Source organism: Streptomyces sp. NPDC026417 (assembly GCF_055567695.1).
In genome coordinates, this window is the sequence record NZ_JBVHPY010000124.1 from 1 (window position 1) to 1,125 (window position 1,125).

The 1,125-nt window shown below is 66.8% G+C and carries 2 protein-coding genes; both read right to left on the reverse strand.

The annotated features are described in order from the left end of the window. The coding region (locus ACZ4NT_RS39340; RefSeq protein WP_467730238.1) for an IS630 family transposase at window positions 1-590 on the reverse strand (590 nt) is incomplete at its 3' end. Beyond that, the coding region (locus ACZ4NT_RS39345; protein WP_467730240.1) for an IS630 family transposase at window positions 587-1,125 on the reverse strand (539 nt) is incomplete at its 5' end. The genes ACZ4NT_RS39345 and ACZ4NT_RS39340, both read right to left, overlap by 4 nt.

Consider the following 1,125-nt stretch of genomic DNA (forward strand, 5'->3'; position numbering starts at 1 on the left):
TACTGATCTTTTCGTAAGTTCGGTGGGTGTGCTGGATGGATGGTCAGGCCGGTGTGAGTGAGGAAGGACCATGGCAGTTGTGGGTTGTGGTTGATGCGGTGGATGCCTTGTTCGGTGGCGTCGGCGACATCCGCGAGGTGGTCGCCGGCGAGGTTGGCAAGTTCACGCTTCTTGAGCGAGGACCACAGCAGCTCCACTGGATTGAGCTCGGGAGCGTAGGCGGGTAATCGCTCGAGGGTGAGCCAGTCCTGGTCGGCGACCCACGCCCGCATCGCGCGGCTCCAATGGGCGGACAGGCCGTCCCAGACCAGTACCACCCGCTCGCCGCGGTAGAACACCTTCATCTGCTCCAGGACCTCGATGAGGGCGGCGGTGTCGTAGCTGCCGGGCTTGAGATGGAAGCACAGGCGGGCTCCTCGATCGGGATCACTTGCGTGGTATCCCAGGGCCGCGGCCATCGACGCCCGTTTCCAGTTCAGCCGGTGCCGCAGCAGCGGGGTCCGGCCTCGGGGTGCGTAGGTGCGGCGGACCTGAGGCAGCAGGGAGACGCCTGATTCGTCGAGGAACACGATCCAGGCACGTTTCTTCACCGCCCCCTTTTGATCCGCGGCCACTCATGCGCAACCCAACGGGCGATCTCCGACTCGTCCCGCTCCACCGCACGACGCTCGGGCCTTTGCAGACTCCAGCCGAGTCGGCCAGTCAGCAGGCGCCAGACCGTCGCCCGCGACAACGACACCCCTGTCACCCGCTCCACCACCACACCGACCCGCTCCAAGGTCCACAGATCGGCCTCGAAGCCATGCGCTTGGGCGCCCTGCTCCAACGCGGCCCGCACCTGCTCCACCTGGGCGTCGTCCAACTTCGGCCGACGGCCGGGGGCCGGCTTTCGCCGCAAGGCCTGAGCTCCACCGTTCTCCCAAGCACGTCTCCAGCGCCGCACGCTCTCCGCGTGCACCCCCACCATCTGCGCGATGTCGGAGTTCGAGAGACCCTGCCCGAACAGCTCGACCGCCCGAACACGACGCGCCTCCGCCAACTGAGGCCGTGACAACGGAGGAAGAGACGAGCCCGCAGCCGAAGGTGAGGGTTGATAAGCCACCCCGAAAGCCTCCCACCCACGCG